This window comes from Advenella sp. RU8, from assembly GCF_048381675.1.
In the GTDB taxonomy this organism is placed as follows: Bacteria; Pseudomonadota; Gammaproteobacteria; order Burkholderiales; family Burkholderiaceae_B; genus Advenella.
The window spans coordinates 53,766-67,406 of sequence record NZ_JBLWIS010000007.1 but is presented as its reverse complement, the minus strand read 5'-3'; the positions used below and the strand labels follow the sequence as shown (position 1 = coordinate 67,406).

General features: G+C 48.9%; 16 protein-coding genes. 12 read left to right on the top strand and 4 right to left on the bottom strand.

Annotated elements, in window-relative coordinates:
- The first annotated feature begins 25 nt into the window (after positions 1-25).
- Genes ACM5Q9_RS09995 through rfaE2 form a run of 3 tightly spaced genes read left to right on the top strand, consistent with a single transcriptional unit; the run spans position 26 to position 2,751 of the window.
- Positions 26-655, top strand: a complete 630-nt coding sequence (locus ACM5Q9_RS09995) for a ubiquinone biosynthesis accessory factor UbiJ (RefSeq protein WP_418144586.1) — start codon at positions 26-28, stop codon at positions 653-655.
- A complete protein-coding gene (ubiB, locus tag ACM5Q9_RS09990; protein ID WP_418144674.1) occupies positions 655-2,226 on the top strand; it encodes a ubiquinone biosynthesis regulatory protein kinase UbiB in 1,572 nt (523 codons plus the stop codon). The genes ACM5Q9_RS09995 and ubiB overlap by 1 nt, the downstream gene beginning before the upstream one ends.
- Before the next feature lie 12 nt (positions 2,227-2,238).
- Positions 2,239-2,751, top strand: coding sequence for a D-glycero-beta-D-manno-heptose 1-phosphate adenylyltransferase (gene rfaE2 / locus ACM5Q9_RS09985; RefSeq protein ID WP_418144673.1), 513 nt, complete (start codon positions 2,239-2,241; stop codon positions 2,749-2,751).
- Here the strand turns inward: rfaE2 and ACM5Q9_RS09980 are convergent.
- The 3 genes from ACM5Q9_RS09980 to ACM5Q9_RS09970 form a co-directional block, all read right to left on the bottom strand.
- Positions 2,748-3,425 (bottom strand): protein-L-isoaspartate O-methyltransferase family protein, encoded by a 678-nt coding sequence (locus ACM5Q9_RS09980; protein ID WP_418144585.1) that lies wholly within the window; start codon positions 3,423-3,425, stop codon positions 2,748-2,750. The two genes, rfaE2 and ACM5Q9_RS09980, sit on opposite strands and share 4 nt — an antisense overlap.
- Positions 3,426-3,498: 73 nt before the next feature.
- Positions 3,499-4,308 carry a bifunctional hydroxymethylpyrimidine kinase/phosphomethylpyrimidine kinase gene (thiD, locus tag ACM5Q9_RS09975; RefSeq protein WP_418144584.1) on the bottom strand — a complete coding sequence of 270 codons (810 nt, stop codon included), beginning with the start codon at positions 4,306-4,308 and terminating at the stop codon, positions 3,499-3,501.
- Between the two features lie 72 nt (positions 4,309-4,380).
- Positions 4,381-4,851: a MarR family winged helix-turn-helix transcriptional regulator gene (locus ACM5Q9_RS09970; RefSeq protein WP_418144583.1), complete on the bottom strand. Its 471-nt coding sequence runs from the start codon at positions 4,849-4,851 to the stop codon at positions 4,381-4,383.
- A gap of 177 nt (positions 4,852-5,028) precedes the next feature.
- Here ACM5Q9_RS09970 and ACM5Q9_RS09965 point away from each other — a divergent pair, with 177 nt between their 5' ends.
- A complete protein-coding gene (locus ACM5Q9_RS09965) occupies positions 5,029-5,565 on the top strand; it encodes a VOC family protein (protein ID WP_418144582.1) in 537 nt (178 codons plus the stop codon).
- Between the two features lie 85 nt (positions 5,566-5,650).
- On the opposite strand, the gene ACM5Q9_RS09960 is transcribed toward ACM5Q9_RS09965, so the two are convergent.
- Positions 5,651-6,142, bottom strand: a complete 492-nt coding sequence (locus tag ACM5Q9_RS09960) for a C40 family peptidase (RefSeq protein WP_418144581.1) — start codon at positions 6,140-6,142, stop codon at positions 5,651-5,653.
- 266 nt (positions 6,143-6,408) lie between these two features.
- Here ACM5Q9_RS09960 and gorA point away from each other — a divergent pair, with 266 nt between their 5' ends.
- From gorA to phnH, 8 genes are all read left to right on the top strand, one after another.
- Positions 6,409-7,764: a glutathione-disulfide reductase gene (gene gorA, locus ACM5Q9_RS09955; protein WP_418144580.1), complete on the top strand. Its 1,356-nt coding sequence runs from the start codon at positions 6,409-6,411 to the stop codon at positions 7,762-7,764.
- Positions 7,765-8,060: 296 nt separating this feature from the next.
- On the top strand, positions 8,061-8,909 hold the full coding sequence (gene phnC / locus ACM5Q9_RS09950; protein ID WP_418144579.1) for a phosphonate ABC transporter ATP-binding protein: 849 nt from the start codon (positions 8,061-8,063) through the stop codon (positions 8,907-8,909).
- A 27-nt stretch (positions 8,910-8,936) separates the two neighbouring features.
- Positions 8,937-9,929, top strand: coding sequence for a phosphonate ABC transporter substrate-binding protein (gene phnD / locus ACM5Q9_RS09945; protein WP_418144578.1), 993 nt, complete (start codon positions 8,937-8,939; stop codon positions 9,927-9,929).
- Positions 9,930-9,993: 64 nt separating this feature from the next.
- Positions 9,994-10,989, top strand: coding sequence for a phosphonate ABC transporter substrate-binding protein (gene phnD, locus ACM5Q9_RS09940; RefSeq protein WP_418144672.1), 996 nt, complete (start codon positions 9,994-9,996; stop codon positions 10,987-10,989).
- 63 nt (positions 10,990-11,052) lie between these two features.
- Complete coding sequence (phnE, locus tag ACM5Q9_RS09935) at positions 11,053-11,847, top strand: phosphonate ABC transporter, permease protein PhnE (protein ID WP_418144577.1); 795 nt, start codon at positions 11,053-11,055, stop codon at positions 11,845-11,847.
- 34 nt (positions 11,848-11,881) lie between these two features.
- Complete coding sequence (phnF, locus tag ACM5Q9_RS09930; protein WP_418144576.1) at positions 11,882-12,664, top strand: phosphonate metabolism transcriptional regulator PhnF; 783 nt, start codon at positions 11,882-11,884, stop codon at positions 12,662-12,664.
- Positions 12,600-13,043 (top strand): phosphonate C-P lyase system protein PhnG, encoded by a 444-nt coding sequence (gene phnG / locus ACM5Q9_RS09925; protein WP_418144575.1) that lies wholly within the window; start codon positions 12,600-12,602, stop codon positions 13,041-13,043. Before phnF ends, phnG begins: the two co-directional genes overlap by 65 nt.
- Before the next feature lie 3 nt (positions 13,044-13,046).
- Positions 13,047-13,640, top strand: coding sequence for a phosphonate C-P lyase system protein PhnH (phnH, locus tag ACM5Q9_RS09920; RefSeq protein WP_418144574.1), 594 nt, complete (start codon positions 13,047-13,049; stop codon positions 13,638-13,640).
- Position 13,641 lies beyond the last annotated feature (1 nt).

Below are 13,641 nucleotides of genomic sequence, written 5' to 3'. Positions count from 1 at the left end.
CTGTTTTTTCTGCCGGACGCATCAAATGTTCCCCTCTTTTCTTCATCCTAATCAGGTTTCCGTTAATCTGCTGAACGCCTTACTTAACCGAGAGCCTTGGGCCAAGGATAAGGTCGCTGCGCATGCAGGTAAAACCGTGCGGATCAATATCGCCCGTTTTTCGTTCCTTTATACCCTGCACTATGATGGTTCATTAAGCGTGGCTGATGCCGCGATCGTTCCCAACGTGAGTCTTTCCTTGCCTGAAGACAAGTTTAGCGAACTTCCCGATGCCATCCGTAATCGTGATAATCCCCAGCTTTTGTCTTCCTTGCTGCACCTTGAGGGTGATGCCGGGCTGGCTCAACTGGTGTCAGACCTGGCCCGCGACTTGCGTTGGGATGTCGAGCATGACCTGAGGCGTATGGTTGGCCCCATTCTGGCCAAACGGCTTATCAAAAGTTTTGGTTTTGTTCGGGACAACGGGCAGGAACTGGTCCGCCGGGGGGCGGAAAATGTCAGCGAATATTTGTCTGAAGAGGCGCGCATGATATTGTCGCGTCCTGCTTTTGAAAGCTTTCAGGAACAGGTGAAGCAAAAAAACCAACGGTTGGATGACTTGCAAAACAGAGTCCGGGCACTGCAAACCAAACGAAGTGACCGGGGTGTTTCATGATGATGACTTTTTTTCGGCTTATCAGGATTATTTTAATTTCAATCCGGTATGGCCTGGATGAACTGGTTTTAAGCGGTATCAAGCATCCTGTTGCAACTAATTTGCTGAAGGTGGTTCGTCTTGGGCGTAAATACAAGAAACCGCGTGGCGAGCGATTGCGCCTGGCGCTAGAGTCATTGGGCCCGATATTTGTCAAATTCGGGCAAGTGTTGTCGACCCGGCGTGACTTGGTTCCCCTTGATATTGCCGATGAATTGTCGGCTTTGCAGGACAGGGTCCCGCCATTCTCATCTGAGCTTGCCATCGAAAGCATTACCAAGGCTTTTGGAAAGTCTCCTGATCAACTGTTTGCCAAGTTTGATCCTGTTCCGGTGGCATCGGCTTCGGTTGCCCAGGTCCACAGGGCGGTGTTGCATGATGGGCGACAGGTAGCGGTTAAGGTGCTCAGGCCCGGCATGCTTGAGGTGATTGAGAAAGACCTGGCCATCATGCGGGTATTTGCCGGCTTGATACAAAAAATGTTGGCTGATGGCCGTCGCCTTAAGCCTCAGGAAGTGGTGGCCGAATTTGATAAATACCTGCATGATGAACTGGATTTGCAGGTTGAAGCCGCTAATTGCAGTCAGTTAAGACGTAATTTTTCTGCCAGTCCCGAGCGTAGCCAGCTGATCATGGTGCCCGAGGTTATCTGGAACCTGACTTCCAAAACGGTTTTTACCATGGAATGGATGGACGGGATTCCGGTCAGCCAGGTTGAGCGCTTGCGCAAGGCGGGGGTAGATATCAAGAAACTCGCGCGCATGGGGGTGGAAATTTTCTTTACCCAGGTGTTTGAAGACGGCTTTTTCCACGCAGACATGCATCCGGGCAATATCCTGGTGTCAGAGCAGCCCGCTTCCATGGGCAAGTACATTGCTCTTGACTTCGGGATTGTTGGCTCCCTTTCCGAATTTGATAAAAACTATTTGGCCCAAAATTTCCTGGCATTTTTCCAGCGCGATTATCGTCGCGTGGCCCAGCTCCATATTGAATCGGGCTGGGTACCGCCAAATACCCGAGAGGAAGAGCTTGAGGCGGCTGTGCGGGCGGTATGTGAACCGCATTTTGATCGGCCTCTTTCTGAGATTTCATTAGGGCAAGTGTTAATGCGGCTGTTCCAGACTTCCCGCCGCTTTAATGTTGAGATCCAGCCCCAGCTTGTCCTGCTGCAGAAAACCCTGCTTAATGTTGAAGGGATGGGTCGTGAACTGGATCCTGATCTGGATTTATGGAAAACTGCCAAGCCTTTCCTGGAAAAATGGATGTGGAACCGTATTGGACCTAAAGGACTGCTTGAGCGCATCAAGCATGAGGCCCCCCAATGGTCGCAGATCATTCCCGAATTGCCCCGTTTGGTGCATGCCAGCCTGGCTCGTGATTATAGTCAGCCCCAGCTCAGGAAAGAACTGGAAAAACTTAACCAGACGCAGGTCAAGACCAAACGGGTGTTAACCGTAGTCGGGATTGTCCTGGCACTTAATGCATTTCTTTTCTTGTGGCTGGCAGTCAATGCAGGCTTGTTCAATAAATAAGGAGTTGAGGCAATAATGACGATTCGCTTTGAAAAAAAAATACTCAGTCGCGAGCAATGTTTGCAGGCAGTGGAAAAGGGTGAATTAAAGCGTCCCCTGGTATTTACCAATGGGGTGTTTGACATCTTGCATCGCGGACATGTCAGTTATCTTGATCAGGCGGCACAACTGGGTGCTACGTTAATTGTTGCCGTCAATACCGATGAGTCGGTACGACGCCTGGGCAAGGCGCCCGACCGCCCCTTGAATAGTCAGGAAGACCGGGCGGCTTTGTTGGCGGCATTGTCTTGCGTAAGTGCCGTTACTAGTTTTGCTGAAGACACGCCGCTTGAGCTGATAGAGCAGCTAAAGCCAGACATTATTGTCAAGGGTGGCGATTATGAAATGGAAAAACTGCCAGAAACGGCAAGGGTAAAAAGCTGGGGTGGCAAGGCAATAGCCATTCCCTTTGAGTTTCAGCGCTCCACCACTTCCCTGGTGAATAAAATCAGGGAAGCAGGGCAGGCGCCTGAAGAGAATGCCTAGAACTTGAAGTGTGAAACGGTGGTGCCACTAAGTGGCTTGATGCAGGTTTCAAACAAAGATTCGGTTTCGAAGGAGGCGGCTGTGGTACGGGTAATCCGTACGGCAGTCATGGCGGGAGCCTGACCTACAACAGCAACCAGGCGACCACCGATGGCAAGCTGGTATTTCAGGGAGTCCGGGATGCTGGGCAGGGAACCGGTAACCAGAATGGCATTGAACTCGGCCGAGCCCCAGCCAGTGCGGCCATCACCAATTTCAACATTGACATTGCTGATTTTTTCACGCTGCAGATTTTCCTTGGCGAAAGCGGCGATATGCGTATCGATTTCGATGCTGAGAACCTGTGCACACAAGCGACTGAGCAAGGCAGCCTGAAAGCCTGAACCCGTACCGATCTCCAGTGCTGCATCAGTGGGCTTTAATTGAAGTTCCTGTGCCAGGCGCGCCTCTATTTTAGGTGGCAGCATGGTCTCATGGGTATCAATTCCGTTGATGACCAATGGAATTTCAATATCGGAAAAAGCCAGGTTTTTGTAGCGTTCGGGAACGAAGTTCTCGCGCGGCAATGCAAGCATGGCATCCAGTACTGCACTATCAAAAACATTGGCCGGGCGGATCTGCTGCTCTACCATGTTAAAGCGGCTTTGTTCAATTAAAGATGTTGGGGCATTCATATTGGCTTCTTGTAATCATTCAAATGAAAGTTGGACCTATTGTACTAAGATCATTCGTGTTTTGTCGTAATCCTTACCACCATGCATGAAAATGTTGCACGGGACCGTGACCGTTGCCAACCGTAAGCCGGTCTGCCTGGGCAATTGCGGCAACCAGGTAGGCCTTGGCCTGTTTTGTGGCTTCCGGGATGTTTTGGCGTTGCGGCAAGAGGGCGCAAATGGCCGCTGATAGCGTGCAACCGGTGCCATGGGTGTTTTTGGTGGCTATCCGCTGTCCGGGCAGTTCTATCATTTGGTCGCCGTTATACAGCAAGTCGATGGTGTCATTGCCTGGCAGGTGTCCGCCTTTAAGCAGAACCCATTTGTTCTCTCGGTCAGACATCAGTTTGCGCAGTTTTTCTGCAACACGGTACATTTCCTTGATGGTCTCAACCGGACGGGAATCAAGCAGGACACCGGCTTCGGGCAGGTTGGGCGTAATCATGGTAGACAGGGGAATCAGTGCATCTTTTAATGCATGAATAGCATTTTTTTCAAGCAGTACATCCCCGCTTTTGGCGACCATGACAGGGTCCAGCACAATATATTCGGGCTTGAATTGTGCCAGCTTTTCGGTAACTGCCAGGGTGACTTTCTCATGGCCTAGCATGCCGATCTTGACTGCGTCAATGCGTACATCCTGAAAAAGGGTGTCCAGCTGCAAGGCGACAAACTCGGGGGTGATTGCCTGTACACCGGTCACACCCTGCGTATTTTGTGCGGTAAGTGCCGCCACGACAGCACAGGCATAGGTGCCCAGGGCACTCATTGTTTTTACGTCGGCCAGTATGCCGGCTCCGCCGGAAGGATCCATCCCGGCAATGGTAAGTGTATTGTTAATCAAGTCCAGTCCGTATTTATATCTGTTCAGAATGCCAATAATGATAACTTAAATTGCGTGCCGGGTTGAAGAGGGCTAGCCTTGCCTGATAAGCTGTTCAGCCCGCTGGTGGATGGATTGCAGGATGGTTTTGAGCTGTTCCTGTTCGTTCTGGTGCAGGCCTTCGAGCAGGAACTGGTTGCGGGCCAGCATGCCGGGTGCAATTTCCTGATAGACCGAGCGGCCTTTGGGCGTGACTGAAATGATCAGGTTGCGTTTGTCCTGTTCATCAACGCTTCTGGCCAGCAATTTTTTCTCTTCCAGCCGCGCAATGGCGCGACTGACCTGCATTTTATCAAGGCTTGCATGATGGGCGATGTCGGTGGCGCGCATATGTTTGCCTTGGTTGAGGGCAAACAAAACCCGCCAGTCATCCCGCATAAGGCCGTGGCGGGCCTGATAGACAGGGGCAATCGACTGGCTGACTAGTTCAGCCAATGCCGTAATCTGGTAAGGAAGGAAATCGTCCAGGTTCAGGTTCATAATGGAAAAAATGGATGAAGGCAATATAGTAACAAAAATTATTAATTTAATGATACCTAAAAAATAATGTTTTTTTAATAAATAATTGATTTTTATTAATTATTGTTGACATCAATAAATAATATTGGTTTAATGGTAACCATGGTTACTAATTAATCCGGTATCTCAAATACACACACAAAATTTTTAGAGGCAAATATCATGGCAATCCAACAAATTCATCACGTTGCTTATCGCTGCAAAGATGCAAAAGAAACCGTACTTTGGTACAAAGAAAACCTGGGTATGGATTTCGTCCTGGCCATCGCAGAAGACAAGGTTCCTTCAACCAAAGCGCCTGATCCTTACATGCATATTTTCATGGATGCCGGCAACGGCAATATCCTGGCTTTTTTTGAGGTACCCAATTCTCCGCCAATGGGTCGTGACCAAAATACGCCCGACTGGGTTCAGCATATTGCTTTTCAGGTTGGCAGCGTTGAAGAGCTGGAAGAAACCAAGGCAAGGTTGCAGGCTAAGGGCATCGACGTGATTGGGGTAACTGATCATGTGATTTTCAAGTCCATCTATTTCCGTGATCCTAACGGCCATCGTTTAGAGTTGGCGGCAAAAACCGCAACCCCTGAAATGGATCGCAAGCTTGATGAGGTGAAATGGGATATGCTGGAAGAATGGTCAAAAACCAAAAAAGCACCCAAGCATGCAGCTTGGTTGCACGAGCCAGAATTCAAGCAGTAGAACCATGATTTTATGGCCACACTATAAAGTGCTGGCCATGCCTGCTTTATTGTGACAAAAGCCCGCTGGTTAAGGCGGGCTTTTTCTATTGGATAAACAGCGTTCGTGCATCGGTAAACCGCTGTGCAAAGTAGCGGCTGCTTAAGGAGTCAACCCTGACTTTTCCCTTATTGCGACTGGACGGGGCATGCACGAATTTGTCATCGCCAATATAAATCCCCATATGAGTGTAAGGGCCCGAAGTATTGAAGAAAACCAGGTCGCCTTTTTTCAGGGCCGATTTGGATACTGGTCTTGAAACGCTGGCAATTGTTGAGGTTTTGCGAGGCAGTTTGACATTGGCGGTTTCGTTGAATACATAATTGACAAAACCGCTGCAATCAAAACCTTCTTCGGGATGGTTGCCACCATAACGATAGGGGGTGCCAATATAAGACAGGGCGTTTTTCATGACGGGTTGTCGTTTGGCAGCATCGACACTGGCGTATTTGGATGAACCGGCAAGCTTTGGACTGCTGGAACAACCCGCCAGCAGCAAGGAACAGACAAGAGCGGAAAGAAAAAAACGGATCGACATGGCGGCACCTTGGGCAAGAAAGTGTGCTTACAGTATCGCAGGCAATAAGCTGTTTATAAAGGTTTTGCCGTCATAATAAATATATTTATTTAAAATATATTGTTTTAAAACAACTAATTACTGAATTTAATTAATGTGATTTTTGAATAAATGAAATGCCTGTTCCGGTGGGCGGAACAGGCATTGCGGTGCAGGCATTTTCCTTCAATCCTGAGATCGGGCCAAAGCACGTATAATGAACCGGATGATTAACGTGGGAAACAACAATGAGTGAACAGAATAAATTTGATTTTGATTTGTTTGTAATTGGTGCCGGAAGTGGTGGTGTACGGGCTGCCCGTATGGCCGCCCAGACAGGGGCACGGGTAGCCGCTGCAGAAGGGGCTCCTTTGGGGGGGACCTGCGTGAACCTGGGATGTATTCCCAAAAAATTGTACAGTTATGCGGCGCATTATGCCGAGGCATTCGAAGAGTCGCATGGCTATGGCTGGGAAGGGGAAAAGCCGGTGCTTAACTGGGAAACCCTGAAGCAACGTAGGGCTACAGAGATCAGCCGTCTTAACGGCGTTTATGAAAACCTCTTCAAGGGGGCCGGTGTAGAGTTGGTACGCGGGTGGGCAAAATTACAAGATCCGCACACGGTTCAGCTTGATAACGGGCAAACTTATACGGCAAAGCATATCCTTATTGCTACCGGTGGCAAGCCCACCGTTCCGGATGTGCCGGGTAAAGAACATGTGATTACCTCTAATGAGATATTTGACCTGCCCGAATTTCCGCAGCGCCTGCTGGTGGTGGGTGGGGGGTATATTGCCAGCGAATTTGCTTCTATTTTTAATGGTTTGGGTTCAACGGTTATCCAGTTGTACCGCTCCGAACAGATCCTGCGTGGCTTCGATCGTGAAGTCCGTGATTTTGTGGCCGATGAAATGCGCAAGGCGGGTGTCGATATAAGGGTCAATGCGAATATCGCCTCAATTGAAAAAACCATGGAAGGCCTGAAAGCAACCCTCGAGGATGGCTCTGTCCTGGTGGCAGACCAGATTTTATATGCCACCGGCCGTGCGCCCAATATCAGTGGGCTGGGCTTTGAGGAGTTGGGTGGTGAAACCGCCAAAAACGGGGCCATCAAGGTTAACGAGCGTTATCAGACAACGATTCCTTCGATTTTTGCCCTGGGTGATGTGACAGACCGGATCCAGCTTACGCCTGTGGCCCTTGCCGAGGCAATGGTGCTGGTGGATGACTTGTTTGGTAAAAACCAGAAAAAAATGAGTTATGAATATATTCCAACAGCTGTGTTTACCCATCCCAATATCGGCACGGTAGGCTATTCAGAAGAGCAAGCCTGGGAGAAATTTGGCGATATCCGGGTATTTCGTTCCGAATTTCGTCAGCTCAAGCATACACTTAGCGGCAGTAGCGCACGGGTTTTCATGAAGCTGATTGTGGATGTGGCCACTGATAAAGTGGTAGGCATGCATATGGCGGGTGAGGATGCCGGTGAAATCATTCAGGGCTTTGCGGTTGCCGTCAAGGCAGGGGTCACCAAGGCCGGGTTTGACAGTACGATTGGCATTCACCCCACTACAGCGGAAGAGTTTGTGACCATGCGTGGTTAATCGGCAATATGCGACAGGAGGTGAAGTTTTTTTTGCATTGTGTACGCTTATTACAAATTAAATTTTTCATTTAACCTGTCTAGTTTTTGGGTCATCAAGGAATTGCCAAAATTCGGCAATTCCTTTTTTATTACATAGATAGCGTCAGGTTTTGTCGGGGTTAACCTGTCTGGTTTTCGGGATGGTTATCAAAGAATAATATTGCCATTTCGTCATAAATCATTAACTATCCTGTCATATCACCTCATTATGATGCAGCCATCTTTCGAATTAATCCTTTGTAAAAAGGCAGAAAAATGGCTTCAGCTATTCAAGTACAAAACCTGAACAAAACTTTTGGTTCCAAACAGGTTTTATTCAATATGGAACTGGATGTACCCATAGGTGCCATGGTGGCGCTGATTGGCGCATCAGGTTCGGGTAAATCAACATTACTGAGACATTTGTCGGGCCTGGCCTGTGCCGATCGGGCAAATGGCGGAACCATTCATGCATTGGGTAAACAGGTCCAGGGCGATGGTCATCTGAGCCGTGACGTGCGTCGCATTCGTTCGGATATTGGATATATTTTTCAGCAATTCAATCTGGTTGGCCGCTTAAGCGTGCTGCAAAATGTATTGCTGGGCTGTCTGGGCCGGATGTCCCGTTTGCGTGGCACCCTGGGTTTGTTTAATGCTGAAGAAAAAGAACGGGCCTTGCGCGCACTTGAACGTGTGGGCCTGCTTGAACATGCCTATCGACGTGCTTCAACCTTGTCGGGTGGCCAGCAGCAAAGGGTGGCGATTGCCCGTACGCTTTGCCAGCAGGCAGAAATTATCCTGGCCGACGAACCCATTGCTTCTCTTGATCCGGAGTCTGCCCGTAATGTGATGGATGCCTTGGCCGATATCAATAAAAAAGACGGCAAAACAGTGATTGTCACCTTGCATCAGGTGGATTATGCGGTGAAGTACTGTAAACATGCGGTTGCCCTGAAAAATGGCAAAAAGCACTTCGATGGTCCAATCAGTGGCCTGACTAATCATTTTCTGAATGATTTGTATGGGGCCGAGTTGGGGACGAATTTGTTGTTTTCCGAGCATCAAGAAACCAGGCAAGAACAAAGCGAACCAATGCTTAAGCAAGTGGAACGCAAGGTTGCCTGATTTAAATTTAAAATAAAAGTGATGTAGATGAAAAAGATATATAAAGTGCTGGCTACTTTGCCGCTCACCGTTTCTATGCTCATGGGCGTTGCACAAGCCCAGGAAGTTAAAGAGCTCAATTTTGGCATTATTTCAACCGAGTCATCCCAGAATCTGAAAAACAAATGGGAGCCTTTGCTGGCGGAGATGTCAAAAAAAACCGGCTACCAAGTGAAGGGCTTCTTTGCACCTGACTATGCCGGGATTATCCAAGGCATGCGTTTCAATAAAGTGGATCTGGCTTTGTTTGGCAATAACTCGGCCATGGAGGCCGTAGACCGAGCCAAGGGCGAGGTGATTTACCAGTTGGTGAACAAGGAAGGGCAACCGGGTTACTGGAGTTTGCTGATTACGCATAAAGACAGCCCGATCAATAGCGTTGAAGAGATGCTGGCTCAGGCGGCAAACCTGAATTTTGGCAATGGTGATCCTAACTCCACCTCGGGATATCTGGTGCCAGGCTATTACGTTTTTGCCCAAAATAATGTTGAACCAAACAAGATTTTCAAGCGTTCGATGAATGGCAATCATGAAGTCAATGCCCTGTCTGTGGCTAACAAGCAGCTTGACGTGGCCACTTTTAATACCGGTGCCATGGAGCGCCTGAAAAAGAATAGCCCTGATAAAGCCGAGAAACTGAAGGTTATTTGGAAATCTCCCCTGATTCCTGACAATCCAATTGTGTGGCGTACCGACCTGTCCGATGATGCCAAGCGTGCCATCAAGATGTTTTTTGATGCTTATGGCGATGAGGCGGTCGACATGAAGGTACTCAATGACATGGGCTTGTCTAAATTCAAACCTTCTGACAATGACCAATTATTGCCGATCCGCCAATTGGATCTGTTTAAGCAACGGTCGGCGATTGTAAGTGATGAAAAACTGAGTGCCGCGCAAAAAGAGGAAAAAATTGCCCCGTTGGATGCGGAGCTGGAAAAAATCTCTTTGCGTATGAAAGAACTTGGAAAAACCCCTTCTTGAAGTTGTTGTATTCCTTTATTAGTTCATTTGTTTTTTATTTATAACCCGAGACCAGAGATACATGATGTTTAAATCAATTTACCAGCGTGTGGGCATTTCCCTATTAGCATCGGCCCTGTCAGCAGGTGCTGTTTATGCAAAAGATAAAAAGGAAATCAATTTCGGTATCATTTCCACGGAGTCCTCACAAAACTTAAAACAGTTGTGGGATCCTTTCCTGGATGATATGTCCAAAAAAACCGGTTATGAAATCAAGGCCTTCTTTGCGCCGGATTATGCCGGGATCATTCAGGGCATGCGTTTTGATAAAGTTGACATTGCCTGGTATGGCAATAAATCAGCCATGGAAGCGGTTGATCGTGCCAATGGTGAAGTTATTTATCAAACGGTTGATAAAGATGGCAAGCCCGGTTACTGGAGCCTGTTGATCGCGCATAAAGATAGCCCGATCAATAATGTTGAAGACATGATCAGCAAAGCCAAAAACCTGAATTTTGGTAACGGTGATCCCAACTCTACCTCAGGTTTCCTGGTGCCCGGCTATTACGTTTTTGCCCAGAATAACATTGATCCGAACAAGATTTTCAAGCGTACCGTGAACGCCAGCCATGAAATCAACGCGCTCTCGGTAGCAAATAAACAGGTTGATATCGCGACCAATAACACCGAAAGCATTGACCGTTTGAAAGTTTCAAACCCTGAAAAAGCCGCACTTATCAAGGAAATCTGGCGTTCCCCATTGATTCCGGCAGATCCGATCGTGTGGCGTAAAAATTTGCCTGATGATGCCAAGGAAAAATTCACCGAATTCTTCAATACTTATGGTGACAAACCGGAAGAACTGGCTGTATTAAATGTGCTGGGCTGGGCTAAATTCAAGCCCTCCAGCAATGACCAGTTGTTGCCAATCCGTCAGTTGGAGCTGTTTAAAAAGCGTAATCAGGTGGCAGGTGACAGCAAACTGTCCGAGGCCGATAAACAGGCCCAGTTGCAAAAACTGGATGCTGACCTGGAAAAACTGGCCGCTCGCATGAAAGAACTGGAAGCCACCAAATCCTGATTTCAATAGCAGGATTTAAAAAGTGCATGGCTATTTGCCATGCACGACAGAGACAGAAAAGATATGACAACACTTACTTCACCAATCAATTTGCAAAAGCCGCAACGCAACTCTTTACTAAGCCTGTTGGGTTGGGGATTGTTCCTGGCAATCCTGGGATGGTCCTGGCAAGGGGCGGAAATGAATCCGACACTGCTGTGGAAAGACTCGGGCAACATGCTGGAATTTGCCGCAGATTTTTTTCCGCCTAATTTTACGGATTGGCAATTATATTTGCGCGAAATGATCATCACCATACAGATTGCGGTATGGGGTACGGTTTTGGCCGTGATTGCCGGCATTCCGCTGGGTATTCTTTCATCAGCCAATATTGTGCCATGGTGGATCAATCAACCCGTTCGCCGCCTGATGGATGCCTTGCGTTCAATCAATGAAATGGTTTTTGCCATGCTGTTTGTGGTTGCGGTTGGTTTGGGTCCTTTTGCCGGAACGCTCGCCTTGTTTCTGGGAACAACGGGGGTCTTGGCCAAGTTGTTTGCCGAAGCGGTCGAGTCCATTGATCCCGGCCCGGTGGAAGGTGTGCGCGCCACTGGCGCAAGTGCCTTGCAGGAAGTGATTTTCGGGGTTATTCCCCAGGTCATGCCACTGTGGATTTCCTATGTCCTCTACCGTTTTGAATCAAACGTGCGTTCCGCAACGGTTGTGGGCATGGTGGGGGCCGGTGGTATTGGTGTCTTGTTGTGGGAAGCCATCCGTGGTTTTCAGTTTGGGCAAAGTGCTGCCATCCTGTTAATCATTATTGCCGCGGTCAGCATTATTGACATGATTTCACAACGGTTACGCCGCTTTTTCATCTAAAGGATCATGGGCATTCAATTGCCCTTTTTCAACCATGAACTTGTCTAGACAAGAAGGTCCGGTTTATTTGACATTGGCAGCCACGCTAAGGGCGGAGTTGTCTATTTATCAGGCGGGAGATTTATTGCCTGGTGAATTGCCGCTGGCCAGGCGTTTTGGCGTTAACCGGCATACGGTTCGCAGGGCGTTGGATATCCTGGCCCAGGAAGGCAGCGTGATTCGCATCAAGGGTAAAGGTACCCAGGTGCTGAACCGGCCCATGCTGTATCCGGTGCGTGCCGACAGCGCCTATAGCGAGTCTTTCAGTGCCCTGGGATATAGCGCCGAGGCCCGTTTGCTGAAGGTATATCAGCGTCCCGCCAATGCTGATGAAATCAGGCATCTTCAGTTAAAGGAAGATGAAGGAATTCTTGAATATAAAACGCTCAGGCTGATCGAGGATCAACCGGTCAGCCTGATCAGTCATTTTTTTTCGCAGCGGTACGCCTTTTTGCTGAAGGATTATGCCAAAGGTTCAATGCGAGCCTATTTGCAGCAAAGGGGTTGTGAGTTGGTCAGGGTTTTCAGCCTGATTGGCGCACGTATGCCTACCGTGGATGAAGCCAGCCGTTTGCTGATATCCCATCAGCAGCCGGTGTTGACTGTCCAGACCTTATCCAGGGATCAGCATGGCAGGCCAACGGAATTGTCTTTTTCCGTCAGCCGTGCCGATCACTTTCAATATCAAGTGTTTATTAATGGAGTTAACGAGCATGACAGCTCAAGCAAACACAACCTTGCGTCAGCAATGGATGCAGGTACTGGCCAAGGCCGGTGATGCATTAATGTCTTTCGAGCGCGAACTGACCGCTGCTGCCTATCGCCGTATTCGGGCACCTGAAACCGGCATGGTGATGGTACGGGGGCGTGCCGGTGGTACCGGGCAGGCTTTCAATGTGGGTGAAATGACAGTTACCCGTTGTGTCGTCCGTCTGGAGGATGGCATGACCGGCTACAGCTACATTGCCGGACGCAACAAACAGCAGGCAGAACTGGCCGCGTTGGCCGATGCCCATTTGCAAGGCCAGGAGCATGAACGCTGGATGGAAATGCTGGTGCGTCCATTGCAGCAACAGCAACAACAACAACGCCTGCAAAGGGAAGCCGATATCGCGGCTTCCAAGGTTAATTTCTTTACGATGGTTCGCGGAGATTAGGCCATGAATTCACAGTATTTGAAACCGGCTTTTGATAACCCGGTTGACAGTGCCCAGCAGGGTTTTCGTATCGCGCTAAAGGCCATCTCAGAGCCAGGCCTGTCTCATGAGCTGGGACTGGTGGCAGAGTTGGACAGCCTTGCACCTGCCACCTATGCCTTGGCATTGACACTGCTGGACAGTGACACCACGGTGTGGCTGAGTCCCGCACTGGATACGCCGGCAGTCAGGGCAAACCTGGCTTTTCATTGTGCTTGCCCGATCACGGCGCAAGCGCAGGAAGCCGACTTTGCCTTGATGCTGGCATCCGAGGCGGATTACATCACCCTGTTAAATAAGGGTACCGACCGGGATCCCGAACTTTCTTGCACGGCTTTGGTTCAGTTGGATGCGCTTGATGGCGGAATACCTACGGTTTGGCAAGGTCCTGGCATTGAAACACAAAGAACGGTAAGCCTGCCGGTAGAAAAGATTTTCTGGCAAAACCGTCAGGTTGTCACGAAATTTCCCTGCGGTATTGATATGTACTTTATTGCAGGCGAACAGATCATGGCCTTGCCGCGCAGTACGCAAGTTAACTTTCAGCAGGAGAATTAAT

What these genes read in the sequence shown, in the direction of transcription:
- ACM5Q9_RS09995 (WP_418144586.1), top strand. Translation starts at nt 26, where the DNA reads ATGTTCCCCTCTTTTCTTCATCCTAATCAGGTTTCCGTTAATCTGCTG.
- ubiB (WP_418144674.1), top strand. Translation starts at nt 655, where the DNA reads ATGATGACTTTTTTTCGGCTTATCAGGATTATTTTAATTTCAATCCGG.
- ACM5Q9_RS09980 (WP_418144585.1), bottom strand. Translation starts at nt 3,425, where the DNA reads ATGAATGCCCCAACATCTTTAATTGAACAAAGCCGCTTTAACATGGTA.
- ACM5Q9_RS09965 (WP_418144582.1), top strand. Translation starts at nt 5,029, where the DNA reads ATGGCAATCCAACAAATTCATCACGTTGCTTATCGCTGCAAAGATGCA.
- ACM5Q9_RS09960 (WP_418144581.1), bottom strand. Translation starts at nt 6,142, where the DNA reads ATGTCGATCCGTTTTTTTCTTTCCGCTCTTGTCTGTTCCTTGCTGCTG.
- gorA (WP_418144580.1), top strand. Translation starts at nt 6,409, where the DNA reads ATGAGTGAACAGAATAAATTTGATTTTGATTTGTTTGTAATTGGTGCC.
- phnC (WP_418144579.1), top strand. Translation starts at nt 8,061, where the DNA reads ATGGCTTCAGCTATTCAAGTACAAAACCTGAACAAAACTTTTGGTTCC.
- phnD (WP_418144578.1), top strand. Translation starts at nt 8,937, where the DNA reads ATGAAAAAGATATATAAAGTGCTGGCTACTTTGCCGCTCACCGTTTCT.
- phnD (WP_418144672.1), top strand. Translation starts at nt 9,994, where the DNA reads ATGTTTAAATCAATTTACCAGCGTGTGGGCATTTCCCTATTAGCATCG.
- phnE (WP_418144577.1), top strand. Translation starts at nt 11,053, where the DNA reads ATGACAACACTTACTTCACCAATCAATTTGCAAAAGCCGCAACGCAAC.
- phnF (WP_418144576.1), top strand. Translation starts at nt 11,882, where the DNA reads ATGAACTTGTCTAGACAAGAAGGTCCGGTTTATTTGACATTGGCAGCC.
- phnG (WP_418144575.1), top strand. Translation starts at nt 12,600, where the DNA reads ATGACAGCTCAAGCAAACACAACCTTGCGTCAGCAATGGATGCAGGTA.
- phnH (WP_418144574.1), top strand. Translation starts at nt 13,047, where the DNA reads ATGAATTCACAGTATTTGAAACCGGCTTTTGATAACCCGGTTGACAGT.